At 66.3% G+C, this 22,769-nt stretch carries 20 protein-coding genes; 13 read left to right on the top strand and 7 right to left on the bottom strand.

Features of this window, described 5'->3' with window-relative positions:
• Nucleotides 1-71: 71 nt before the first annotated feature.
• On the bottom strand, nt 72-752 hold the full coding sequence (locus Q0071_RS18780) for an HAD-IA family hydrolase (protein ID WP_298173267.1): 681 nt from the start codon (nt 750-752) through the stop codon (nt 72-74).
• 59 nt (nt 753-811) lie between these two features.
• Here Q0071_RS18780 and glmU point away from each other — a divergent pair, with 59 nt between their 5' ends.
• The 3 genes from glmU to Q0071_RS18765 are packed head-to-tail and all read left to right on the top strand — an operon-like array spanning nt 812 to nt 3,101.
• Nucleotides 812-2,185 (top strand): bifunctional UDP-N-acetylglucosamine diphosphorylase/glucosamine-1-phosphate N-acetyltransferase GlmU, encoded by a 1,374-nt coding sequence (gene glmU, locus Q0071_RS18775; RefSeq protein ID WP_298173264.1) that lies wholly within the window; start codon nt 812-814, stop codon nt 2,183-2,185.
• Between the two features lie 11 nt (nt 2,186-2,196).
• Nucleotides 2,197-2,640, top strand: a complete 444-nt coding sequence (aac(6'), locus tag Q0071_RS18770) for an aminoglycoside 6'-N-acetyltransferase (protein ID WP_298173261.1) — start codon at nt 2,197-2,199, stop codon at nt 2,638-2,640.
• Nucleotides 2,641-2,642: 2 nt separating this feature from the next.
• Nucleotides 2,643-3,101 carry a DUF3291 domain-containing protein gene (locus Q0071_RS18765; RefSeq protein WP_298173258.1) on the top strand — a complete coding sequence of 153 codons (459 nt, stop codon included), beginning with the start codon at nt 2,643-2,645 and terminating at the stop codon, nt 3,099-3,101.
• Here the strand turns inward: Q0071_RS18765 and Q0071_RS18760 are convergent.
• The gene (locus tag Q0071_RS18760; protein ID WP_298173256.1) at nt 3,098-3,808 is read right to left on the bottom strand and encodes a glutathione S-transferase family protein; all 711 of its coding nucleotides are present in this window, start codon (nt 3,806-3,808) and stop codon (nt 3,098-3,100) included. The genes Q0071_RS18765 and Q0071_RS18760 overlap by 4 nt on opposite strands.
• 129 nt (nt 3,809-3,937) lie before the next feature.
• Between Q0071_RS18760 and Q0071_RS18755 the strand changes: the two genes are divergently transcribed.
• From Q0071_RS18755 to Q0071_RS18740, 4 genes are read left to right on the top strand one after another with little or no spacing between them, the layout of a single operon-like run.
• Entirely contained in the window at nt 3,938-4,306 is a 369-nt protein-coding gene (locus Q0071_RS18755) for a ribbon-helix-helix protein, CopG family (RefSeq protein WP_298173255.1), read from the top strand.
• Nucleotides 4,303-4,683, top strand: a complete 381-nt coding sequence (locus tag Q0071_RS18750; RefSeq protein WP_298173252.1) for a PIN domain-containing protein — start codon at nt 4,303-4,305, stop codon at nt 4,681-4,683. The genes Q0071_RS18755 and Q0071_RS18750 overlap by 4 nt, the downstream gene beginning before the upstream one ends.
• A 16-nt stretch (nt 4,684-4,699) precedes the next feature.
• The gene (gene glmS, locus Q0071_RS18745; RefSeq protein ID WP_298173249.1) at nt 4,700-6,523 is read left to right on the top strand and encodes a glutamine--fructose-6-phosphate transaminase (isomerizing); all 1,824 of its coding nucleotides are present in this window, start codon (nt 4,700-4,702) and stop codon (nt 6,521-6,523) included.
• Complete coding sequence (locus tag Q0071_RS18740) at nt 6,520-8,007, top strand: glycosyltransferase family 39 protein (RefSeq protein WP_298173246.1); 1,488 nt, start codon at nt 6,520-6,522, stop codon at nt 8,005-8,007. Before glmS ends, Q0071_RS18740 begins: the two co-directional genes overlap by 4 nt.
• Nucleotides 8,008-8,014: 7 nt before the next feature.
• Here Q0071_RS18740 and Q0071_RS18735 read toward each other — a convergent pair whose 3' ends face one another.
• Nucleotides 8,015-8,926, bottom strand: a complete 912-nt coding sequence (locus tag Q0071_RS18735) for a homocysteine S-methyltransferase family protein (protein WP_298173243.1) — start codon at nt 8,924-8,926, stop codon at nt 8,015-8,017.
• A gap of 296 nt (nt 8,927-9,222) precedes the next feature.
• Between Q0071_RS18735 and Q0071_RS18730 the strand changes: the two genes are divergently transcribed.
• Nucleotides 9,223-11,529 (top strand): bifunctional diguanylate cyclase/phosphodiesterase, encoded by a 2,307-nt coding sequence (locus Q0071_RS18730; RefSeq protein WP_298173239.1) that lies wholly within the window; start codon nt 9,223-9,225, stop codon nt 11,527-11,529.
• Between the two features lie 2 nt (nt 11,530-11,531).
• Here Q0071_RS18730 and purQ read toward each other — a convergent pair whose 3' ends face one another.
• Nucleotides 11,532-12,212, bottom strand: coding sequence for a phosphoribosylformylglycinamidine synthase subunit PurQ (gene purQ / locus Q0071_RS18725; protein ID WP_298173236.1), 681 nt, complete (start codon nt 12,210-12,212; stop codon nt 11,532-11,534).
• A gap of 71 nt (nt 12,213-12,283) precedes the next feature.
• Nucleotides 12,284-12,517: a phosphoribosylformylglycinamidine synthase subunit PurS gene (gene purS / locus Q0071_RS18720; RefSeq protein ID WP_298173233.1), complete on the bottom strand. Its 234-nt coding sequence runs from the start codon at nt 12,515-12,517 to the stop codon at nt 12,284-12,286.
• Nucleotides 12,518-12,812: 295 nt separating this feature from the next.
• Here purS and Q0071_RS18715 point away from each other — a divergent pair, with 295 nt between their 5' ends.
• The 4 genes from Q0071_RS18715 (at nt 12,813) to Q0071_RS18700 (ending at nt 16,699) form a co-directional block, all read left to right on the top strand.
• Nucleotides 12,813-13,427 (top strand): TetR/AcrR family transcriptional regulator, encoded by a 615-nt coding sequence (locus Q0071_RS18715; RefSeq protein ID WP_298173230.1) that lies wholly within the window; start codon nt 12,813-12,815, stop codon nt 13,425-13,427.
• Nucleotides 13,424-14,392, top strand: a complete 969-nt coding sequence (locus Q0071_RS18710) for an HlyD family secretion protein (RefSeq protein ID WP_298173227.1) — start codon at nt 13,424-13,426, stop codon at nt 14,390-14,392. Before Q0071_RS18715 ends, Q0071_RS18710 begins: the two co-directional genes overlap by 4 nt.
• Nucleotides 14,389-15,321 carry an ABC transporter ATP-binding protein gene (locus tag Q0071_RS18705; protein WP_298173224.1) on the top strand — a complete coding sequence of 311 codons (933 nt, stop codon included), beginning with the start codon at nt 14,389-14,391 and terminating at the stop codon, nt 15,319-15,321. The genes Q0071_RS18710 and Q0071_RS18705 overlap by 4 nt, the downstream gene beginning before the upstream one ends.
• 244 nt (nt 15,322-15,565) lie before the next feature.
• Nucleotides 15,566-16,699 (top strand): ABC transporter permease, encoded by a 1,134-nt coding sequence (locus tag Q0071_RS18700; protein WP_298173220.1) that lies wholly within the window; start codon nt 15,566-15,568, stop codon nt 16,697-16,699.
• 4 nt (nt 16,700-16,703) lie between these two features.
• On the opposite strand, the gene Q0071_RS18695 is transcribed toward Q0071_RS18700, so the two are convergent.
• Both Q0071_RS18695 and Q0071_RS18690 read right to left on the bottom strand, forming a co-directional pair.
• Entirely contained in the window at nt 16,704-17,090 is a 387-nt protein-coding gene (locus Q0071_RS18695) for a hypothetical protein (RefSeq protein WP_298173217.1), read from the bottom strand.
• Between the two features lie 63 nt (nt 17,091-17,153).
• Nucleotides 17,154-20,006 carry a M16 family metallopeptidase gene (locus Q0071_RS18690; RefSeq protein WP_298173214.1) on the bottom strand — a complete coding sequence of 951 codons (2,853 nt, stop codon included), beginning with the start codon at nt 20,004-20,006 and terminating at the stop codon, nt 17,154-17,156.
• A gap of 100 nt (nt 20,007-20,106) precedes the next feature.
• On the opposite strand from Q0071_RS18690, the gene Q0071_RS18685 reads away from it, so the two are divergent.
• Nucleotides 20,107-22,008, top strand: a complete 1,902-nt coding sequence (locus Q0071_RS18685) for a CocE/NonD family hydrolase (RefSeq protein WP_298173212.1) — start codon at nt 20,107-20,109, stop codon at nt 22,006-22,008.
• Nucleotides 22,009-22,769 lie beyond the last annotated feature (761 nt).

Here is a 22,769-nt window from a genome sequence, read left to right as displayed (position 1 = left end):
GTTCCTATTTTTAATCCAGAGGTAATCGGGAGGCAATCTACTAAAATATAATATAAAAATAGGGACAGACCCTATTTTTCGAGCGCAATCCGCGCCAGTGCCGGGACCAGCTCATCGAAATGGTCAATCACCGCGTCCGCGCCGAGTTCATCTGCCGGCAGATCGTTGAACCCGAAGCGGACCGCGACGACGGGCAGGCCCGCCGCGCGTGCGGCGCCCACATCGAAGGTGGTATCGCCGACAAAGGCGGCGCGGCCACCACCGCAGCGCGCGACCATTTCATGGAGCATGTCGGGCGCCGGCTTGGCGCCGCCGGGGCCGAGCGTATCGCCGCCGATGATCGTGGCGAAGCGGGAAGTCAGGCCCAGTTCGTCGAACAGGCGGCGGGCGAGGTCCTCGCGCTTGTTGGTGGCGATGGCGAGGTGGACACCGCGCGCGGCCAGCGCTTCCAGCATGGCCTCACCGCCGGGGAACAGCGCGGTGTGGCGGGCGATGTTTTCGGCGTAGAAAGCAAGGAGCCGCTCCTGCAACGCGGGAAAATCGATGCCATCCAGCCCGCCGCTGGCAGTGAGCGCGTTGTGCAGAAGTTGCGCGCTGCCGCCGCCGATGTAGCGCCGTGCCTGGTCCAGCGGGACGAGCGGGCGGCCGACATGGGTAAGCGCATGGTTGAGCGCGTGACCGATGTCGTAAGCCGTATCGAGCAGCGTGCCATCGAGGTCGAACCCGACGATCTGGAAGGGAAAATCCGTCATGCCGCGCTCCGTGGCGGCACGTTCTGGAAACTGCAAGCAAATGCTGGCAAGGAGCGCGCATGACCGAAGCTTCCTCCCCGCCCGAACGCCCACTCGCCCTTGTTGTCCTCGCCGCCGGCAAGGGCACCCGCATGAAAAGCGACCTGCACAAGGTGCTGCACCCGATCGCCGGGCGGCCCATGCTGATGCACCTGCTGGCGAGCGCCGATGCGCTGGACCCGGCGCGCAAGGTCGTTGTGGTGGGCGCGGGGCGCGAGCAGCTGGCAGCTGCGCTGGGCGACAGCGCGGAGCTGGCGGTGCAGGACCCGCAGCTCGGCACCGGCCATGCAGTCCAGCAGGCGGAGAGCGCTCTCGCCGGGTTCGCGGGGGATGTGCTGATCCTCTATGGCGATGTGCCCTTCGTGCGCACGGAAACGATGCGGGCGATGCTCGAACGGCTGCATGAGCCGGACAATCCGGCAGTCGTGGTGCTGGCCTTTGAACCTGAGGATGCGCTGCAATATGGCCGGGTGATCGCCGAGAACGGCGTCGTCACCAAGATGGTCGAGCACAAGGATGCGAGCGCCGAGGAGCGCGCCTGCCGCCTGTGCAATTCGGGCCTGATGGCGGTGCGCGGGGAGGAGCTCTTTGCGCTGCTGGGGCGCGTTGGCAACGACAACGCGCAGGGCGAATACTACCTCACCGATATCGTCAACGTGGCCAATTCCGACAGGCGGGTGTGCGCAGTGGTGGTGACGGATGATCCGGACGAAGTGGCGGGGATCAACAGCCGCGCCGAACTCGCCGAGGCAGAAGGGCGCTGGCAGAAGAAGCGGCGGTTGCAGGCAATGGCCGATGGCGCCAGCCTCGTTGCGCCCGAGACGGTGTGGTTTTCGTGGGATACCGTGCTTGGCCGCGATGTGACGGTGGAGCAGAATGTGGTGTTCGGCCCGGGCGTGACAGTGGCGGTCGGCGTGGTGATCCACGCTTTCTGCCATATCGAGGGCGCGCGGCTGGAAAGCGGTGTTTCTGTGGGCCCCTTCGCGCGGCTGCGCCCCGGCGCGGTGCTGGAAGAAAAGGCGCGCGTCGGCAATTTCGTCGAAGTGAAGAACGCGGTGCTCCATGCCGGCGCCAAGGCCAATCACCTGACGTACCTCGGCGATGCCGACGTGGGCGCGGGCGCGAACATTGGCGCGGGCACGATCACCTGCAACTATGATGGCTACTTCAAGTATCGCACCGTGATCGGCGAGCGCGCCTTCATCGGATCGAACTCGGCGCTGATCGCGCCGGTGAAGATCGGGGCGGATGCCATCGTCGCGGCTGGCAGCGCCGTGAGCCGCGATGTGGCCGACGGCGAACTTCGGCTGGTGCGCGCCGAGCAGCTGGTCAAGCCCGGCTGGGCCGACCGCTTCCACGACGCGATGAAGCGCAAGAAGGCTGAACGGAAGTAGAGGGCGCGCAAATGATCACCGTAGTCCCGGCAGCCGAGGAGCATCTCGACGGCTGGGCTACGCTGCGGCACTTGCTGTGGGATGAGTCTTCGCAAGCGGAGCACCGCGAAGAAGCCGAGGAACAACTGGCCGAGCCGGAGCGGTTCCTCAATCTGGTTGCGCTCGATGGAGCAGCAGTCGTTGGCTTTGCCGAAGCGTCGATCCGCCACGAATACGTGAACGGCTGCGAGGATTCCCCGGTGCTGTTCCTCGAAGGCATCTGCGTCGCGCCGGAAGCGAGGCGGCAGGGCCTCGCGCGGCGGCTGGTTGCGGCCGTGGCGGACTGGGGCCGGGCGCAGGGGTGCCGCGAATTCGCTTCCGATACCTGGCATGACGACACCGAAAGCCATGCCTTCCATCTCGCCGCCGGTTTTGCCGAGACCGAGCGGGTGGTCTATTTCCGGCAGGAGCTCTGATCGTGCCTATCGCCCAGCTCAATGTTGCCCGCTTCCGCAAGGCCAAGGCCGATCCCGCCAATCAGCCCTTCATGGACGCGCTCGATCACGTGAACGCGCAGGCGGATGTGGCGGACGGTTTCATCTGGCGGCTGGTGGGTGCCGATGAAACTGGGGGCGATGCCAACGATGCCACCGCGATCGAGGCGGTGGCGGGGGACGCCGATTTCATCGTCAACCTTTCGGTTTGGCGTGATGTGCCCTCGCTGGAAGCCTTTGCCTATCGCCAGGCCGATCACCGCAGCGTGCTGGCGCGGCGGGGCGAGTGGTTCGATCCGATGGAGCCTTCGCTGGCGCTGTGGGAAGTGCCGGACGGCCATATCCCGAGCGTGGCCGAGGCGCTGGACAGGCTGGCGCAGCTGGGGCGCGACGGGCCGAGTGCGGCGGTCTTCACCTTCCGCTGGTGGCGCGAGAACCGCTAGTAGTACCGCGCCGCAAACCGGTCGATGAAGGCGACGAGGTTCGGCGTCTGGCCGATGGCGCGGCGCACTTCGCTTTCGAAGGGCGCGCGCCAGATGTTGACGAGCTGGGCGTAGACCACCGCGTCGGTCGAGCTGGGCTCCGCGCCGAAGAACCAGTCCGACGCGCCGAGGATATCGGAAAGTGCGTTCACGTCGCGGCGGCCGATGGCGGCGATTTCCGCAGCGCTGTGGATGCCCATGCCGTGGCCTTCGAGCTGCTTTTTCACTCCGCGTCGGGCGATGGGGCCGAGCACCCGGCGCACCGGCACGGCAAGGCCGCCGAGCACGACATCGCGGAATTGCTGCCAGTTTGCATCGTTCATCCAGCGATCATGGACCATCGTCCAATAGAGATTTTCGTCGATCAGCCGCTGGATCGCCACCGCCGTGCCGCGCTGCGAGGGGGTGAGGTGGGCATCGGGGTCGACGCCGTGGCGCTGCATGAGGTGCGCGATGATGAAGGTCGAATCGCCGATTTTCTGCCCGTCTTCCTCGATCCACGGGGCCTTGCCCTTGGGGCCAGCAAAGGGCGTGGCGGCAGTCATGCTCTCGTGCGGGATGCCGGTCATGCGCAGCCATGCGTCGAGCTTGAGGCAGAACGGGCTGACGGTGGGCAGGCCCCAGGCCCCGGGCAGGTGATAGACCTTGAGCGTGGACGTAGCGGCCATCGTGGGTTCCCCTTCCCGCATCGGCTGTACCGACTTGTTTACGCCTGAAGACTATAGGGGATCGGGGCGGAGACAAGCCCTGACCATTCCTCTTGACATGATATCATGATATGATATCGCGATATCACTATGACACGGATCCTTGCCGACCTGCCCGATGAAGACATCCGTTGGCTCGATGCCCGCGCGGCCGAGCAAGGCAAGTCCCGCGCCTCGGTGCTGCGCGATGCGGTGGCTACCTACAAGGCGCAGGTCGCGTCTCCGGGCACGGACTGGATCGATCTGGGTTTCGGTCTGTGGAAGGATCGCACCGATATCGGCGATTCCGTCGAATGGCAGCGGCGCGAGCGAGCATCGTGGACGCGCCCCTGGGATGACGACTACGAGGCGACCAAGGCGGAGTTTCCGGACCTGTTCGATGCCGAAGACGATCGCCAGCGTGCCGTCTATCTCGCAATGCGCGGGTCTGGGTCCAAACCGGAAGATGACGCAGCGTGAGCGACTATGCGTTCGATTCCAACATCGTGATCGATGCACTGCTCGGCTATGACCGCGCGCGGGCCGAGCTCAAGCGCGCGGCCTCGGCGGGACGGCGGCTGTGGCTCAGCCGCATGGCCTGGGTGGAGATTCTCTCGAAAGGCGAGGGCCAGACCCTGCGCGAGACCGAAGCATTCCTTGACCGGTTCGCGATTGACGAAATCGATGTGGAGATCGCGTCGCGCGCAGCAGCCTTGCGGCGCGAACGGCCGCGTTTGAAATCGCCGGACGCGATCATCCTTGCCACCGCACTCACCCGCGGCCGCGTCCTTGTCACCCGCAACACCAAGGATTTCCCGGCCGAGATGCCCGGTATCCGCGTCCCCTATACTCTCTAAGCGAAAGCACCTCCCCATGTGCGGAATTATCGGAATTGTCGGCAAGGAACAGGTGGCGGACCGGCTGGTCGATGGTCTGCGCCGCATGGAATACCGGGGCTATGACAGCGCTGGTATCTGTCTCGTCGCGGATGGCCAACTGGTGCGCCGCCGGGCCGAGGGCAAGCTGAACAACCTTGTGCTCGAACTGGCCCGCCATCCGGCCGCAGGCCACATCGGCATTGCCCACACCCGCTGGGCCACCCACGGCGCGCCGACGACCAGCAACGCGCACCCGCACGCGACGGACGAGGTGGCGCTGGTGCACAACGGGATCATCGAAAACTTCAAGCCGCTGCGCGATGCCCTGATCGCGCGCGGCCGCAAGTTCGAGAGCGAGACCGATACCGAAGTCGTCGCGCACCTCGTTTCGGAACAGGTCGAGGCCGGCCTCAGCCCTCAGGATGCGGTCAAGGCCGTGCTGCCCACGCTGCGCGGGGCGTTTGCTCTGGCCATCGCGTTCCGCCAGCATGACGACATGCTGATCGGCGCGCGGCTCGGCTCGCCACTGGTGGTGGGCTACGGTGAGGGCGAGACCTACCTCGGTTCCGACGCATTGGCGCTCGCGCCGCTGACCCAGCGGATCACGTATCTGGAAGAAGGCGATTGGGTCGTCATCACGCGCGAAGGCGCGACGATTTACGACGTGAACAATGTGCAGGTTGTGCGGCCCATCGTTGCCTCGGGCGCGACGGCGGCAGCGATCGAGAAGGGCGAGTTTCGCCACTTCATGCAGAAGGAAATCTTCGAGCAGCCGACCGTGGTGGCGCAGACGCTGCGCAGCTACTTGCGCCGGATCGACCAGACCGTGGCGCTGCCGCAGATCGATTTCGACCTCTCCAGCATCAGCCGCGTGACCATCGTCGCCTGCGGAACGAGCTTCTACGCAGGGATGGTCGCGAAGTACTGGTTCGAGCAGTTCGCGCGCCTGCCCGTCGATATCGATGTGGCGAGCGAGTTCCGCTACCGCGATCCGGTGCTCGAGCCGGGCGGCCTCGCGCTGTTCATCTCGCAGAGCGGCGAGACGGCGGACACACTTGCCGCGCTGCGCCATTGCAAGGCGGAAGGGCAGACCATCGCCGTCGTCGTCAACGTACCGACCAGCTCGATGGCGCGCGAAGCGGATCTGCTGCTGCCGACCCACGCCGGGCCGGAAATCGGCGTCGCCTCGACCAAGGCGTTTACCTGCCAACTCGCCGTGCTCGCCGCACTGGCTGCACACCTGGCGGTCAAGCGCGGGCGGCTGACGCGCGAGGAAGAGGCCGATATCGTCAACCAACTGGCCGAGACGCCCGCCGCGCTCAATGCGGCGCTCAGCCATGACGACGAGATCGCGGCGATGGCGCACCTCATCGCCCCGGCGCGCGATGTGCTCTATCTGGGCCGCGGGCCGGACTATCCGCTGGCGCTGGAAGGCGCGCTGAAGCTCAAGGAAATCAGCTACATCCACGCCGAGGGTTATGCCTCGGGCGAAATGAAGCATGGGCCGATCGCGCTGATCGACGAGGCCGTGCCGGTGATCGTGCTCGCGCCTTCGGGGCCGCTGTTCGAGAAGACCGTGAGCAACATGCAGGAAGTGCGCGCGCGCGGCGGCAAGGTCGTGCTGATTTCGGATGCGGCGGGGATCGAGGAAGCGGGCGAGGGCTGCCTTGCCACGATCGAGATGCCCAAGGTTCACCCGCTGATCGCGCCGCTGGTCTATGCCGTGCCGGTGCAGCTGCTGGCCTATCACGTGGCCGTGGCGAAGGGGACCGATGTGGACCAGCCGCGCAATCTGGCGAAGTCGGTCACCGTCGAATGACCGCAGCGGCCGCGGGCATCGCGGACCATGGCAGGGCTGGAGCGCTCGTGCGCGAGCTGCCGGTCCTGCTGTTCATTGCCGCATGTTCGCTGCTGATCCGCATCTGGTGGATGGACAATCCGGTCGTCGACCACGACGAGCAGTTCTATTCCTACGTCGCCACCGCCATGCTCGATGGGCAGGTGCCCTATGTCGACATCTGGGATCGCAAGCCGGTCGGGCTGTTCCTGCTGTATGAGGGTGCGCATGCGCTGCTTGGGCGCGGGGCCTTCGCCTATCTCGCCATGGCCAACCTGTTTGCCTGCATCGGTGCCTGGCTTGCCTATCGCATGACGGCAGTGCTGGCCGACCGCCGCACCGGCTGGGTCGCCGCGCTGCTTTACCTTCTCGCCATGACCGTGTTCGGATGCCGCGGCGCGCAGAGCGAGTTGCTGTTCACGCCGCTGTGCATGGGCATGATGTTCCTTGCGATGGTCTGTCCGGGATCGCTGCGAGCGATGGTGCTGGCCATGCTGCTGGGGGGCCTCGCGCTTCAGATCAAGTATACCGCAGCGCCGTTTTGCGCGGTGTTTGCCGTGTTCGTACTGGTGGAGGACTATCGCCGGGTCCGCGCGGTGCTGCCGGTATTGGGGCGGGCCTGCCTCTATGCGCTGGCGGGCCTCGCACCCACGATCGCGATCGGCGCGTGGTATGCGGCTGCGGGCCATTGGGATGACTTCGTCTACGCCAACTTCGTCTCGATCTTCGAACGCAAGACGAGCATCGGACGGTTTCATCCCAAGACCCTGACGGTGATCGCGCCTTTCCTGCTGATGATCGCAGCCGGGGTCTGGGCATGGTTCCGGCTCGGCCAGACCTATCCGCGGCGGGCCAGCACCCTCGTGGTGGTTATGACGGTGGGGGCGCTCGCCTCGATCTACTTTCCGAGCAATGTGCTGGCCTACTACTACGCCTTCCTTGGCCCGTTCGCGGTACTGCTGGCGGTGCCGTTCTACGATCTGCGCCAGCGCGCCGGGTGGTTTGGTGCGGCGGTGCTGGTCGGGGCACTTGTCGTCGTGGGGAACTTTCCGCAGAACATCGCCGCCGGCCGCACCGATGTGGCCCAGTTCCATGCCATGGTCGAACGGATCAAGGCGGGCGGCCCGGGCCGCACGCTCTATGTCTTTTCAGGGCCGACGGCAGCCTATGCGGCCACGGACACGCGCCCGAAAGCGAAGTATCCCTTCCCGTTCCACAGCGCCGAATACATGGAGCACGGCGCGGTGGGGCGGCCGCAGGAGCAGATCGTCGCCGAGTTCCTTGCAAAGCGCCCGATGTTCATCCTGACGCGGTCCGACCTGAGCATCTACGCGACCTCGTTCACGGCACCGACGGTGATGAATGAGGCTCGCACGCATTACACGCCGGTCGGGGACTACCTGATCCTGGGGGACGGGCTGACCTTGTGGCAGCGGCGGCCCGAGCCTGCGCCGGGCGCGGGCTGACCGCCGGTCAGGCCTCGCCCGCGCTCACCCGCAGCGCCGCGATGTGCTCCGGCCCGATCCCGCAGCACCCCCCGAGGATCGAGGCACCGGCTGCGTGCCACGCCGCGGCGAAGCGCCCATAGCCTTCGGGCGTCAGGTCCTCGCGGATGGGCGTAAGGCCGTTGTTGGCTTCGGCATCGGCGGCCATTGGCGGGAAGGCATTGGCATAGACGCCGATGCGGATAGGGCTGTCAGGCCCCAGCTCGGCATGCGCGGCGCGCACGGCGGCTTCCATCACTTCGGGCTGGCTGCAATTGAACAGCAGCGCCGCCGCGCCGATCTCCTGCGCAAGGCGGGCGGCTTCGGCCACGCTCTCGCCCGAGCGCAGGACCGGCTCGGCGACCGGCTGCCCATCCTCCAGCGTGAACGAGAGCCACAGCGGCTTGGCCGTGGGCGCGGTGAGCGAGGCGGCCAGCCGCGCTTCGACGAGCGAGGACAAGGTCTCCGCGAGCCAGTGGTCGATGCTGGGCGCGAGCGCTGCGACGAGGACTTCGAGCACTGGGCGGGCACGGTCGAGATCGACGAGATCGGGGCGGTAGGACCCGCAGATGGGCGGCAGCGATCCCGCGACATGCACCTTTCGTCCCGTGGACTCTTGTGCCGAATCAGCGACTTCGCGCGCCAGCCGTCCGGCAAGGGACGCGAGCGCGGCGCCCTGCTCCGCAAAGCGTTGCTCACCGATATGAAAGGGGACGACGGCATAGGAATTGGTCGTGATCACGTCCGCCCCGGCCGCGACATAGGCGCGGTGGACGGCGCTGACGAACTGCGGCCCCTCGATCAACGCGAGCGCCGACCATTCGGGCTGGCGGAAGGGCGCACCGCTGCGGGCAAGTTCGCGGCCGGTGCCGCCATCGAGGATCAGGAGGGGGGCAGTCATGGTCGGGACGAAACTCGCGCTAAGGGTGGCGTGTGGGCGCTAGCACGGTGCCCGGCAAAGCGGCAGGGGCAAGCTGCAGGGGCCGCAGCCAAAAGGTAAAAAAACGCGCCCGGCAATTCGTTACGGAACGAGCTTGTGCCCTTTGTTTCGGGCGCTTGAAAAACACCCTGAAAGGCGCAGCTCGTGGTGGAAGACGCCACCTGCTTACCATTGCGCAAGGTTTCCCCACTAAGCCGCGAAGTGTGACGCGAACCACTGATCAAACCTTGCCCGCTCTGCCGCGGGAACTTCCGGCGATGGCCGTGCTGGGCCTCTCCGATTCGGCGGAAGGCGATTGGGGACGGCTGCGCGGATTGCAGTATTCCGGCCTCGCCCGGCTCACCCGCCCCAGGCTGGTAGCCCATGGGCTCGCAGCCATGCTCGTCGTTCAGGCGCTGTGGGGGGCAATCCCGTTTGCGGTGCTGCTGGGCTGGGCCGTGGCGCTCGCCGGGGTGCTGGCCTGGGGCGCAAGCTTCGACCGCACGCTCGAAGATGCCGATCGCCGCCGGATGACGCGGCACGAAATTCACCGCCACACCGTATGCACCGTTGCAGCGGGTCTGGTGTGGGTCTTGCCGATCCTCGTCATGTCGCCTTTCGCCTCGCCCGAGCAGCGGCTGCTGGTCTGGACGATCATGGCGATGCTGATGGCCGGCACGGCGCTGGCTTTCGCTGCCGTTCCGCTCGGCGCGGTGCTGTTCAACGCGATTCTTGGCGCGGCGAGCGTCGTGGTGTTTGTCTTCTTCGGCAAAGTGACGGCGGCTGCTGCGGCAGTGACTTTCGTGATTTTCCTGTGGGTGGGCAGCCTCGAGGCGGCGCGCATGTTCCTCGCCGGCAAGGTCGCCGAAGCGGGCGTCGCGGAAAAGAGCGAGGTCGTCTCGCTGCTGCTGCGCGAGTTCGAGGAAGGCGAGGCGGACTGGCTGTGGCAGACCGATTCCAACCGCCGGGTCCGTGCCGCGAGCCCCCGCTTTGCCTTCGCGCTGGGCGAGGATCCCGAAGACATCGACGGCAAGCCGCTGATCCAGCTGATCGCCGGGTCGGCATGGGAAAGCGGGCATTTCCATTCCTCCCTGCATGATCTGGCCGAACGGCTGAAGCGGCGCGAGAGCTTTTCGAACCTGCTGGTCCACGTGACCCTGCACGGCAATAACCGCTGGTGGGAGCTCTCCGCCTCGCCGCGATTTAACGACAACGGCAATTTCATCGGCTTCCGCGGTGTCGGTTCGGACGTAACCGAGCAGCGCGAGAGCGCCGACAAGATCGCCTATCTCGCCCGCTACGACACGCTGACAGGCCTGCCCAACCGCCTGATGCTGACCGAGACGCTGGGCGAGGCGATGTGCGAGGCGGACCGCTGGCGGATGCGCTGCGGTTTCATGATGATCGACCTCGACCGGTTCAAGGCGGTCAACGATACGCTTGGGCACCTCGTCGGCGACCAGCTGCTCGCCAAGGTTTCGGACCGGCTGAAGTCGCTGATGAGCGAGAACGAGCTGTGCGGGCGCCTCGGCGGTGACGAGTTTGCCATCGTGGTCCGCGATACCGGCGACGGGACGCGGATCCGCGAAGTGGCCTACGCGGTGATCACTGCGCTTTCGCAGCCTTACGAGATCGATCACCACACGCTGTATGTCGGCGCGAGCGTCGGCTCGGCGATCGGGCCCCGCGATGGCGCGACCGTTGAGACGCTGATGCGCAATGCCGACCTCGCGCTCTACCGCGCCAAGGACGAGGGCGGCGGGTTGCACTTCGATTACGAGCCTTCGCTGCATGCGCATGCCGAGGAGCGGCGCAAGCTGGAGTTCGCGCTGCGCCACGCGCTGGAGCGCGGGGAATTCACGCTGGCCTATCAGCCGGTGGTCGATGCGATCACCGAGGCGCCGGTGAGTTTCGAGGCGCTGCTGCGCTGGCATTCGGCGGACCATGGCCCGATCAGTCCCGCCAAGTTCATTCCGCTCGCCGAAGACACCCGGCTCATCGTGCCGATTGGCGAATGGGTGCTGCGCACCGCGTGCTTCGAAGCGATGAACTGGCCGGACCCGATCAAGGTTGCGGTCAACGTTTCGGGCGAGCAGCTGCTTGATCCCAGCTTTGCCGAAGTGGTGGTGAGCGCGCTCGCCGCCAGCGGCCTGCCGCCGCACCGGCTTGAGATCGAAGTGACCGAAAGCATTTTCGTGCGCGACGGGACGGCGGCGCAGCAGACGCTGGAGCGGATCATGTCGCTGGGCTGCGGCGTGGCGCTTGACGATTTCGGGACGGGCTATTCCTCGCTGGGTTACCTCCGGAAACTGCGGTTCTCGACGATCAAGGTGGACCGCAGCTTCGTGCAGGGCGCCGCGAAGGACAATCCCGAGAGCCTTGCCATCGTGCGCGCCGTGGTGGCGATGGCCGACGCGCTTGAGATGTCGACGACTGCCGAAGGTGTCGAAACCGAAGAAGAACTGGCCAAGATCCGCCAGCTTGGCTGCAAGAAGATCCAGGGCTACTACTTCGGCCGCCCGATGACCGCGCGCGACGCGGCCGGGCTGTTCGATACGCTGGAGTGGCGCCGCCAGCTTGCCTGAGATCAGGCCGCGACGCCGAGGCCTGCCAGCACACTTTCAAACAAGGCCCGGCCATCGCTGCCGCCCTGCGCGGGTTCGATCATGCGTTCGGGGTGCGGCATCATGCCAAGCACGTTGCCAGAAGCATTGAGGACGCCCGCGATATCGCGCTGCGAGCCGTTGACGGGTTCACCGTAGCGGAAGGCGACGCGGCCTTCGCCTTCGAGGCGGTCCAGCGTTTCGGCATCGGCGAAGTAGTTGCCATCGTGGTGCGCGACCGGGATCGTGATGCGCTGGCCGGCGGTGTAGCGCGCGGTGAACAGCGACTGGTTGTTTTCGACGACCAACGGCACATCGCGGCAGACGAAGCGGATGCCGGCGTTGCGCATCAGCGCGCCGGGGAGCAGGCCGGCTTCGGTGAGGACCTGAAAGCCGTTGCACACGCCGAGCACGGTGACACCGCGATGGGCGGCGACGACGACCGCCTGCATCACCGGTGAGCGCGCGGCCATCGCGCCCGAGCGCAGATAATCGCCGTAAGAAAAGCCGCCGGGCAGCGCGATGAAATCGAGGCCCGCAGGTAGTTCGGCATCGCCGTGCCACACGCGGTGGACCGTGCCGCCGGTGATCTTTTCAATCGCAACTGCCATGTCACGGTCGCAGTTGGAGCCGGGGAAGGTGATGACAGCGGCGGTGAAGGGCATGGGCTGGGCTTTCGGTGTCTGGTGTCTCGACTTCGCTCGACACGAACGGGGGGAGGCGTTCCGGTTCCTGCTCAGGCGACCTTTTCGATGCGGAAGTTTTCGATCACCTGGTTGGCGAGGAGCTTGCGGCACATCTCGTCCAGCGCGGCGTCGGTGGTGCTGTCGGCCACGTCCATTTCGATCAGGCGGCCGGCGCGCACATCGTTGACGCCTTCGAAGCCGAGACCTTCGAGCGCGTGATGAATGGCGCGGCCCTGCGGATCGAGCACGCCGTTCTTGAGGCTGACGTGGACGCGAACTTTCATGGGTGAAGAGCCTTTCGTGGCGGCGAAGGGAAGATTCGCGTGCGCCTATGCTCCGGCGCGCGGCCAAGCGCAAGTTGGCGGCAAGTTGACACGGTTGACACAGTCCTGAGTGAAAACCCTGCGGCCCCGGCGGGCAGGACATGCGCGGCTGCCGAAGCGGCGTGGAAGCGATGAAAAATGGCGGAAATGCGCAACATGGAGCCACCATACCAGATCGCCGCGATGTAGGAAAATCGGCCCGAAACGCGCCGCTACCGACTTTTAAATAACAGACGCGTCTGTTATTTATTCGGCCATGGCCCGAGTCACACCTCCCGATCGCGATGACCGCATCCTCGATGCAGCGCGCGAAGCCTTTGCCACGCGCGGATTTGCCGCGACGACGATGGAAGACATTGCGCAGCGGGTGGGGATCAGTCGCAGCGCGATCTACAGCCGGTTCGAGAGCAAGGAGGCGTTGTTTCGCGCGTTGGTGCAGGGGATGATCGGGCACGTGCTGCCCGAGGCCATGCCGGACCTGGCGGGCACCAGCGCCCCCGATGCGCTGCGGCGGTTCATCCATGTGGTGATGGTGCGGCTGGGGAGCGGCAACATTGCCTTCCTGCCGCGCCTGATCATCGGCGAGGGTCAGGCCTTTCCCGATCTGGTGAAGTTCTACCACGATCACGCGATCACCCGCGTGCTCGGCGCGATCGAGGCGATCATCCGCCACGGCGTTACGCGCGGGGAATTCGCCTGCGCCAATCCGGCGCTGGCGGCGCGCAGCGTGGCGGGCGGCATGATCTTTTCAGCGCTGTGGCGGATCGTGTTCGAGCCGGTGGGCGCGGACCCGCTCTATATCGAGGCGATGGCGGTGAGCCATGCGGAGGTGCTGCTGAAGGGGCTGACGGCCCGGGGAGATTTCGCATGAGCCTCCGCGCGCGCCTGCCGATCCTGCTCCTGCTGGCCGTGCTGGGGGGTGTGGCCGTGTGGTTCTTCACGCGCAGCAGCGCACCCGAACCGTGGCTAGGCTATGTCGAGGGTGAGGCGCTTTATGTGGCCGCGCCGGTTTCAGGCACGCTGGCGAGCCGGCCAGTGGAGCGCGGCGGGCGGGTGAACGCAGGCGCAGCCCTCTTTGCGCTCGATCCGCGCAGCGCGGATGCGAGCGCGGCGCAGGCGGCGGCGCAAGTGCAATCGGCGCAGGCCTCGCTCAGCGATCTGGGCGCGGCGCGCGAGCGGACGCCGGAGATCGATGTGTCGCGCGCGGCAGAAGCTTCGGCGCGGGCGCAGCTGGTGCGGGCGGAGGCGGACTTCCGGCGCTTTGCCGATCTGGCGGCGAAGGGCTTTGCCAGCCGCACGCAACTGGACGCCGCGCGGGCGGCGCGGGACAGTGCGGCGGCGAGTGTGGCACAGGCGCAGGCGCAGCAACGCAGCGGCGCGCTGACTGTGGGGCGCGAGAGCCAGCAGGCGGCAGCCGCCGCGCAAGTGCAGGGCGCGAAGGCAGCGCTGGCTGCGGAAGCGCGGCGGCGGCAGGAGATTGCGCCGACCTCCCCGGCGAGCGGGCAGATCGAGCAGACCTATTTCAACCCCGGCGAATGGGTGCCGGCGAACCAGCCGGTCGTCTCGATCATTCCGGACGACAAGCGCAAGATCCGCTTCTTCGTGCCGCAGGACAAGGTGGCGGGGCTGCGCATGGGGCAGGCAGTGCGCTTTACCTGCGATGGCTGCGGGGCGGAGCGGACGGCGACGGTGCGGTTCATCGCGCCGCGCGCGGAATATACGCCGCCGGTGATCTACAGCGAGCATGCGCGGGCGAAGCTGGTGTTTATGGTGGAGGCCATGCTGCCGACAGACCAGCCGCTGCCGCTGGGGTTGCCGGTAGCGGTGATGCCGTGAACGATGATCTCGTCATCGATGTGCGGGGGCTGACCAAGCGGTTTGGCGGGCGGACTGTGGTCGATGCTGTCGATCTGGCGGTGGCGCGGGGGCGGATTTGCGGCTTTCTGGGGCCGAACGGATCGGGCAAGACGACGACTTTGCGGATGATCTGCGGGCTGCTGATCCCCGATGCGGGCGAGGGCACCGTGCTGGGCGAGGACCTGCGCACGCGGCGCAGCTCGATCAAGGCGCGCGTGGGGTACATGACGCAGAAGTTCGGGCTGTTTTCGGACCTGACGATTGCGGAGAATCTGGAGTTCTTTGCGCGGGTGCATGGGCTGGACCGGCGGCGCGAGCGCGTGGCGGAGGCGCTGGAGCAGCTGGGGCTGACGAGCCGCGGCGATCAGCTGGCGGGCAAGCTTTCGGGCGGCTGGAAGCAGCGCCTCGCGCTCGCGGCCTGCGTGCTGCACGGGCCGGAAATCCTGCTGCTGGACGAGCCGACCGCAGGTGTCGATCCGCAGGCGCGGCGCGAGTTCTGGGAGCAGATTCATGGGCTGGCGGCGGGCGGGATGACCGTGCTCGTCTCCACCCACTACATGGACGAGGCCGAGCGCTGCCACGAGATCGCCTATATCGCCTATGGGCGGATGCTGGCGCGGGGGAGCATTGCCGAAGTGGTGGCCGCGTCGGGCCTCAAGGCGCTGCAAGGCGAAGGGCCGGGTGCGGACCGGCTGGCGGCGGCGATCGAGGCGCGGCCCGGAGTGGCGATGGCGGCGCCGTTTGGCACGGCGCTGCATGTCTGCGGGCCTGACATGGCGGCGCTGCATGAAGCGGTGGCGCCGTGGGCGGGGACGATTGCGTTCCGCGAGGCGAGTCCGAGTTTGGAGGACGTATTCATCCATCTGATGCGCGGGGCCGAGGATAACTCGGTGGTGGTGCACGCATGAGGATTTTCTCGCGCAGAGGCGCAGAGGCGCGGAGAAGAGAAGGGTTTCGCGCAGAGACCGCAGAGAGCGCAAAGGTATCGCGCTTTGCGGCGAAGCCGCGCTACACTTTCAAGCCTGCGCGTGGATACAAAAGGCCTGCGGCGCTCGGAACATCTCTGCGATCTCTGCGGTCTCTGCGCGAACCAAGTCCTTCCTTTCTCCGCGCCTCTGCGCCTCTGCGCGAACAATTTCCCGGAGCCCGCACATGAGCGCCACGCCGCTGCAGCGCATCGGCGCGATGGTGTTCAAGGAAGTGCGGCAGATGCTGCGCGACCGGGGCACGGTGGGTATGATGCTGGTCATGCCGCTGATGCAGCTGATGATTTTCGGCTATGCGATCAACAACGATCCGCGCGGGCTGCCGATGGCGATCGAGCGGGGGGACAATTCGGTCTTCGCGCGCTCGATCGATGCGGCGCTGCGCAACACGACATACTTCAAGGTGACCGAGCTGGTGGAAAGCCCTGGCGCGGGGGAAGAGCTGCTGCAGAACGGCAAAGTGCAGTTCGTGGTGACGATCCCGGCCGATTTCGGGCGCGATCTGGTGCGTGGGCGGCGGCCGCAATTGCTGGTGACGGCGGACGCTACCGATCCTGCCGCTACCGGCCCCGCAATCAGCGCGATCAGCGAGGCGGTTTCGACCGCGCTGGGGCATGATCTGATCGGGCCGCTGGGGAGCCGCGCGGCGGGGCCATCGCCGGTCGATCTGGTGCTGCACCGCAGCTATAACCCCGAAGGGATCACCAGCCACAACGTGGTGCCCGGCCTGCTCGCCATCGTGCTTTCGATGACGATGGTGATGCTGACCGCGCTATCGGTGACGCGCGAGGTGGAGCAGGGGACGATGGAGAACCTGCTGGCGACGCCGCTGCGCCCGTTCGAGGTGATGGTGGGCAAGATCGTGCCCTATCTGGCCATCGGGATCGTGCAATTGAGCGTGATCCTGTTGGCGGCGCGGTTTCTGTTTCAGGTGCCGTTTGCGGGGCCGCTGCCCTTGCTGCTGGGGGCGACCCTGCTGTTCATGGTGACGAGCCTAGGGCTGGGCTTCACGCTTTCCACGCTGGCGCAGAGCCAGTTGCAGGCGATGCAGATGAGCTTTTTCTACATCCTGCCCTCGGTGCTGCTATCGGGCTTTGCCTTTCCCTATCGCGGGATGCCGCAGTGGGCGCAGACGTTGGCGGAAGTGCTGCCAACCACGCACTTCATCCGGCTGGTGCGCGGGATCATGCTGAAGGGCTGGGGAATCATCGATGCCCTGCCCGAAATGAGCGTGCTGGCGGGGATGCTGGCACTGCTGGGGTTTGTGGCGGTGCGGCGCTATCAGGATACGGTGGCCTGAGGCGTCAGTCCTTCTTGCCGGGCGCGGCGTACGACATCGACAAGCTGCTGGCGTTACCGGTGAAATCCACGCTGAGGCGGGCGGTTTCGCTTGGAGACTGGTTGCGGATCAGCGCGATTTCGCCGGGCGCATAAGCGTGACGGAACTGGCCGCCGGGGGCGACTGTGGCGATCACGGTTTCGGGCGCGTCTTCGGCAGGGCCGGTCTTGGCGAGGATCACGACGCCGGTCTGGCCGGTGTTGCGGCCGGAGACGACCATTTCGGCCTGCTGCTCGCCGCCGAGGAGGAAGGTTTCGGCGGGCGGGACGGTGAGCTCGCTGTGGCCTGCGCGGGCCGCGGCGGGGAAGAGCGCGAGGGCGGCGGCGATGGCGGCGGCGAAGCGGGTGGTCATGTCGGGCGGTCCTTGGCGAGTGCAGTGCAAGGCTAGGCTGGGGCCGGGCGGGGCGATAGCGCCCTATCGGGCAGGCGCTGCTGCACCTTCGGGGAGGACGAGCGCGATCACGGCCTGATCGGGGGCGAGGTAGCGCTGGGCGAGGGCCTGGAGATCGGCGGCGGTGAGCGCGTCGAGGCGCTGGCGGGCCTTGAAGTAGCGTTCGAGACGTTCGGGCTGGGATGCCGCGCGTTCGGTGAGGGCGAGCCAGCCGGCGTTGGTCTTGAGCAGATTGTCGAGCCGCTCGCGCATCGGGGCGCGGGCGCGGGCGAGGATGTCGGCATCGATGGGCGCGGCGGCGAGGCCGGCGATGGTGCGCTCGATCGCGGTGCGGGTGGCGGCGACATCGGCGACATCGACCGAGGCGTTGACGCTGAACGTGCCCCAGCCGCGCCAGACCCGGCTGAGCGAGGAGGAGGTGGCTGGCGAATAGGCCTTGCCGAGCGCCTCGCGCACCACATCGAGCACTTCGATGCCGGCGACTTCCTGCAGGAGTTCGAGGCCGATGGCGGTCACGGGATCGCTGTCGTCGGTGGTGGGCCAGACATAGCGGACGATCGCCTGGTTGGCCTCGCCCTTGTGGCGGATCACGGTGAGGCCGCGCTGGGGGGTGAAGCTGCGCTGGCGGGCTTCCTCGTAGGGGCGGAAATCGGGTTCGCGCGGGGGGAGGGCGCCGAAGGTGCGGGCGGCCATGGCAATGGCGGCATCGGGATCGAGATCGCCGACGAGGGTAAGCTCGATCGCGCCGTTTGCAAGGCGATCGCCGATATCGGCCTTGAGCCGCGCCATGGTGAGCGCCTGATAGGCTTCGGGCGGCTGGATGGTGAAGCGCGGATCGCCGCTGGAAAGGAGGCCGGGGAGCGTGTTGGCGATCGCGGAGGCGGGGGTGGCATCGCGGCGCGCGAAGAAGTTGGTCATCGTCTGGTGGTAGAGGATGTCCGCCGAAGTGCGCCAGCCGGGATCGGTGATCTGCGCGGCGAGCAGCTGGAGCTGGAGTTCGAGATCGCGGCGGGTAGTGCCCGCGCCCATCGCGAAAGCATCGCCCGATGCTGCGATGCTGTTGCCGACGGAGTGGCCGGCGAGCAGGGTCTGCAGATCATCGAGGCTGTGCTTGCCGAGGCCGCCGGTGGAGAGCATCGCGGTCATTTCGGTGGCGAGGGGATTGGCCTTGGTATCGAGCAGTTCGCCGCCATCGACGTATAGGCGGACAAGCACGCGGTCCTGTTCGAGATCGGTGCGCCGCAGATTGAGGCGGACGCCGTTGGCGAAGCGGATCTGGCGCAGGCCGAGATCGGCGCGAGTGACGTCGCTGGCAACCGTGCCGGGCGTGCCGAAATCGGTATAGGCGAAAGTGCCCGAGGGCGCGCTGACCTTGAGGCGCAGGGGCGCGCGCAGCGCTTCGTTCCAGGTGGCGCGCAGGGCTCTCTCGCCGGTTGCAGCGCCATTGGCGGGCGCAGTGCGGCCCTGGAAGCGGATCAGCGGGTTTTCGAGCGGCAGCACCTCGGCGCGCAGCGCGGCGAGCACGGCGGCGGGGGTGAACGAGGCGGCGTGGCGGTTGAAGCGTTCGAGCGCGGAGGCGGGGGTGGTGGGTACCTTTTCATCGCGCAGGAGCTGGATCACCGCGCCGACGAGCGCATCGTTGCTGCGCGTTTCGGCGGCGGCGGCGGCGTTTTCGATGCCCGTGCGCGCATTGGCGACCTGCTCGGCCACTTCGGCTGCGGTGAAGCCCCTGGCCAGCGCCTCGCGGTAGACCTGCGCGGCGGCGAAGAGACCATCGCGCCAGCCCTTGTCCGGCGTATCGACGACGAGATTGGTGGTGCGGCCGATGTGGAAGACTTCGCTGGTGCCGAGCCCGGCGCCGCGGAAGGGCGGCTGCGCGAGGCGGCTGAGGCGCTGCATGCGGCGGTTGATCACGCCGTAGCCGATCTGGCGCAGGAGGTCGATGCGGCGCTGCTCCTCGGTATCGGGCTCGCGGCGCCAGCGGCCATGGCGCGAGACGGTGACGCGTTCCGACAGCGCCGGATCGAGGTGGATGCGCGCGGCGCCCTGCTGATCGGGATGGACGCGGCCCTGATCGGGGCGCTTTGCGGGCGCGCGGACGGGCCAATCGGCAAAGCGCTTGGCGATCGCCGCCTCGACCGCATCGGCATCGAAATCGCCGACGACGATCAGCGTGGTTTTCGCAGGCACATATTCGCGCGCCCAGAATGCCTTGAGCGCGTCTGACGTGGCGGCTTTGAGCGAATCCGCCGTGCCGATGGGGAGCCGATCCCGGAAGTGCGCGGCGGGATAGAGGAAGGCCATCTGGTCCTTGTTGTTGTCCAGCGCATAGCCCTGCCCGTCGCGCAGTTCGGACAGGACAACGCCGCGTTCGCGCTCCACGGCGGCGGGATCGAAGGCAAGCTCGCTCGCCGTCTCGCGCAGCAGCATGAGCGCGGTATCGAGGAGCCGGGGCTCGTTGCGCGGCAGGCTCAGCATGTAGAGCGTGTGTTCGAAGCTGGTCTGCGCGTTGGTATCGGCCCCGAAGGCGAGGCCCTCGCGCTCGAGCAGCTTGATCATCTCACCCTCGGGCACATGGGCGCTGCCGTTGAAGGCCATATGCTCGACGAAATGGGCAAAGCCGCGCTCGCCATCCTGCTCGTCGAGCGAGCCGGCATCGATCTGGAGGCGGACTTCGGCGGTGGCCCTGGGGCTCGCATTGTGGCGGATCACGTAGCGCATGCCATTGGGCAGGCGGCCGAAGCGAAAGGCGGGATCGGGCGCGAGGTCGCTGCGTTCGAAGGCCCAGACTGGCGCAGGTTTTGCCGCGGCCGGTGCAAGCGGCACGGCGGCGAGGACGAGCAGGGCGAACAGGCGGACGAAAGCGCGGTGGAGCATCACCGGCGGTTCTGGCGGCTTGCGGGTGAATGCGCAATGACGCTTGGCAGCGGAGGGCCTGCTGTTAAGCTCGCGCCATCGTGATGAGGGGGAATGGAACATGAAACTGCGCACAGGTCTGGCTCTGGGGCTGCTGCTGGCGAGTGCGGGGACCGCGTGGGCAGCGCCGGCCAAGGCGCCCGTCTATGACGAGCGGCCGCAGGCGATCACGCAGCCGGTTGCGGCGCGCGATTACGAGCGGCGCGCGGTCGAGATCCCGATGCGCGACGGGGTGAAGCTGCACACGGTGATCATGGTGCCCAAGGGCGCGAAGAATGCAGCGATGCTCCTCACGCGCACGCCCTACAACGCCGAGGAAATGACCAGCCAGCACGGCTCGCCGATCATGGCCGTGGCGCTCGATGGCTATGACCATGCGCCCGATGTGGTGACGGCGGGCGGCTATATCCGCGTGGTGCAGGACGTGCGCGGCAAGTATGGTTCCGAAGGCGCCTACGTGATGAACCGGCCCTTCGTGGGGACGTCACTCAACCCGACCAAGACGGACCACGCGACCGACACTTATGACACCATCGACTGGCTGGTGAAGAACGTGCCCGAAAGCAACGGGCGGGTGGGCATCATCGGCATCAGCTATGACGGCTTCACCGCGCTCGCCGCGCTGGTGAACCCGCATCCGGCGCTGAAAGTGGCGGTGCCGATGAACCCGATGGTCGATGGCTGGCGCGGCGATGACTGGTTCCACAACGGCGCATTCCGCCAAATCGGCATCAGCTATATCTGGGAACAGGTGGCGACGCGCGACAATGCCAACAAGTATGAAGTGGCCGAGGCGGACGCCTATGCGCACTTCATGAAGTATGGCTCGGCGGGTGCGCTGGCGACCGCGCAGGGCCTCGATCAGATCGGGTTCTGGCAGAAGCTGAAGGCGCATCAGGCGTGGGACGGGTTCTGGCAGGAACAGGCGATGGACAAGGTGCTGGCCAAGGCGCCGCTGAAGGTGCCGACCTTGCTGGTTCATTCGCTGTGGGATCAGGAGGATATCTACGGCGCGCCGGCGGTGTGGAAGGCGCTGAAGGGCGCGGACAAGGACGGCCTGCTGCATATGTCGATCGGGCCGTGGTACCACGGGCAGGCCATCGAGAAGGCCGATACGCTGGGCGCGCTGCATTGGGATGCGGACACCGGCAAGTGGTGGCGGATGAACGTGCTGGCGCCGTTCCTTGCGCATTACCTCTATGACAAGCCGATGGATGTGCCGGCGGTGACGGCGTTCCAGAGCGGCACCAACCAGTGGCAGCGGTTGCCGGGCTGGCCTGCGGCGAAGGGGGAGAAGAAGCTCTACCTGCTGCCGGGCGAGGGGCTGGGGTTTGAACCGGCGGCTGCGGCGGGGACGGTGGACTATGTCTCCGATCCGGCCAAGCCGGTGACCTATTACCCGCGCCCGAACCAGCAGGAAGGCTATGACGGCAATCCCTGGCCGACCTGGCTGGTGGGCGACCAGCGCGCGGTTTCGGGGCGGCCTGATGTGCTGGCCTTCGTCGGCCCGGTGCTCGACAAGCCGGTGACGATCGCGGGGGCGCCGGTGGTGCACCTGACCGCCTCGACCAGCGGGACCGACAGCGACTGGGTGGTCAAGCTGATCGACGTCTATCCCGATGCGGTGCCGGGCGACCGGGCGATGGGCGGATACGAACTGGCCGTGGGCATGGACATCTTCCGCGGCCGCTTCCGCGAGACCTTGAGCGAGGCGCGGCCGCTGAAGGCCGGGGCGGCGCTGGGCTATGTGTTCGAACTGCCGCAGGCGAACCATGTTTTCCTGCCGGGGCACCGGATCATGGTGCAAGTGCAATCGAGCTGGTTCCCGCTTTATGACCGCAACCCGCAGACGTTTGTGCCTTCGATTTTGGATGCCAAGCCGGGGGATTATGTGAAGGTGGTGCAGAAGGTGAGCGTGGGCGGAGAGAGCGGGAGTTATATTGCGCTGCCGGTGGTGGAGTAGGGGGTGGTGTTTGGGGATTTAGTAAAGTGTAGCCGTAATCCTAAGGCGGGGCACAGCCCCGCCTGCATTGCGTGCTCGTTCTAGGTTGGAGCATCGACATTGCGCGCGGGAATTGCCCACCAAAGAGCCACAGATGACAACTAAAGCACAGATTTTTAAAGCGATGGGGTTGATTTTTCTGTCAAAATGTGCTACGCGCCTCGTCGCTAGTAGCGAAGAAAGCTGCTAAGCAGCGACCGCTTAAGCGGTTCTTCGCTACTAGCGACGAGCAAACTTTTAGAATGCTAGAAGTTTGCTTTTGGCGAGCGCGGTTCTTTTTCTTCGACATTTTGCAATCACTCCTTCCAGATCTGGCAAAAAGCCTCTTCATAGAAAGCATTATACGGCTTTTTCTGGAAAAAAGCTAGCTTTCTTAGAAGTTTACGCGTCTTTCTCGTAGACGGTCAAAGAGGCTGTGCGTGGAAAGCGTGGAACAAATACGTCTGTACGGCTACATAGGGCTGGACGGCGTAGCTTTGCTGCAAACAAGCCGTCAAAAAGGAGGTGATCTCTATAGGCATTTCAACTGCACTTCTGACCGTCGCCATTATTTCGGCGGCGCTGTCGTTCACCACTCTCGTGCTTAAAATCATCGAGGTGGCACGCTCAAAGTAATCTGTGAGCGTCGGGAGGGGCTAGGCTGGCACCTAGCCCCAAACGAATGAGGGGGCTGCCTCTGGCAAGGCCGCCCCCTGTATTCTTCCGGTAATCTCTACCGAGCT

Origin of the sequence: Novosphingobium sp., from assembly GCF_027486195.1 — a bacterium.
In the GTDB taxonomy this organism is placed as follows: domain Bacteria; phylum Pseudomonadota; class Alphaproteobacteria; order Sphingomonadales; family Sphingomonadaceae; genus Novosphingobium.
Note: the sequence above shows the minus strand (reverse complement) of the source record. Positions and strands in the feature narration are given on the sequence as shown.

Excerpts from the sequence above, each read along its gene's own strand:
- Q0071_RS18740 (WP_298173246.1), top strand. The coding sequence starts at position 6,520 with ATGACCGCAGCGGCCGCGGGCATCGCGGACCATGGCAGGGCTGGAGCG.
- Q0071_RS18715 (WP_298173230.1), top strand. The coding sequence starts at position 12,813 with ATGGCCCGAGTCACACCTCCCGATCGCGATGACCGCATCCTCGATGCA.
- Q0071_RS18755 (WP_298173255.1), top strand. The coding sequence starts at position 3,938 with ATGACACGGATCCTTGCCGACCTGCCCGATGAAGACATCCGTTGGCTC.
- Q0071_RS18690 (WP_298173214.1), bottom strand. The coding sequence starts at position 20,006 with ATGCTCCACCGCGCTTTCGTCCGCCTGTTCGCCCTGCTCGTCCTCGCC.
- Q0071_RS18700 (WP_298173220.1), top strand. The coding sequence starts at position 15,566 with ATGAGCGCCACGCCGCTGCAGCGCATCGGCGCGATGGTGTTCAAGGAA.
- glmS (WP_298173249.1), top strand. The coding sequence starts at position 4,700 with ATGTGCGGAATTATCGGAATTGTCGGCAAGGAACAGGTGGCGGACCGG.
- Q0071_RS18760 (WP_298173256.1), bottom strand. The coding sequence starts at position 3,808 with ATGGCCGCTACGTCCACGCTCAAGGTCTATCACCTGCCCGGGGCCTGG.
- Q0071_RS18695 (WP_298173217.1), bottom strand. The coding sequence starts at position 17,090 with ATGACCACCCGCTTCGCCGCCGCCATCGCCGCCGCCCTCGCGCTCTTC.
- Q0071_RS18735 (WP_298173243.1), bottom strand. The coding sequence starts at position 8,926 with ATGACTGCCCCCCTCCTGATCCTCGATGGCGGCACCGGCCGCGAACTT.
- Q0071_RS18780 (WP_298173267.1), bottom strand. The coding sequence starts at position 752 with ATGACGGATTTTCCCTTCCAGATCGTCGGGTTCGACCTCGATGGCACG.
- glmU (WP_298173264.1), top strand. The coding sequence starts at position 812 with ATGACCGAAGCTTCCTCCCCGCCCGAACGCCCACTCGCCCTTGTTGTC.
- Q0071_RS18710 (WP_298173227.1), top strand. The coding sequence starts at position 13,424 with ATGAGCCTCCGCGCGCGCCTGCCGATCCTGCTCCTGCTGGCCGTGCTG.
- purQ (WP_298173236.1), bottom strand. The coding sequence starts at position 12,212 with ATGCCCTTCACCGCCGCTGTCATCACCTTCCCCGGCTCCAACTGCGAC.
- Q0071_RS18730 (WP_298173239.1), top strand. The coding sequence starts at position 9,223 with ATGGCCGTGCTGGGCCTCTCCGATTCGGCGGAAGGCGATTGGGGACGG.
- Q0071_RS18685 (WP_298173212.1), top strand. The coding sequence starts at position 20,107 with ATGAAACTGCGCACAGGTCTGGCTCTGGGGCTGCTGCTGGCGAGTGCG.
- purS (WP_298173233.1), bottom strand. The coding sequence starts at position 12,517 with ATGAAAGTTCGCGTCCACGTCAGCCTCAAGAACGGCGTGCTCGATCCG.